General features: G+C 52.0%; 1 protein-coding gene. It reads left to right on the forward strand.

From position 1 onward, the window contains the following. A partial coding sequence (locus ACTRWI_RS22870) for a hypothetical protein (RefSeq protein WP_499133963.1) occupies positions 1-246 on the forward strand: 246 nt, incomplete at both ends.

A 246-nucleotide genomic window follows, 5' to 3' on the forward strand; every position in this document is an offset into this window, starting at 1 on the left:
ATGATGGAAATCACCGGCGGTGTCTACATTGATGAAGCAACGCGGATTTCGCTCAATAGCGGCACGCTAACCACGGTATTACCAGAGATTGGTCGCCGCGATGCTGTGACGGTGTCACCACTGACTGATATAGCAGCTAAAGTCGCGGCAACGGATCTGACTGTGGCAGGGATCAACAGCGCGAACGCCTTGATTGCCAGCACCTTCTTAGATTCGACTAATCCTGATGATGTGTTTGCGATTGCG

Source organism: Pseudoalteromonas sp. G5_S1_14_S5 (assembly GCF_054968605.1).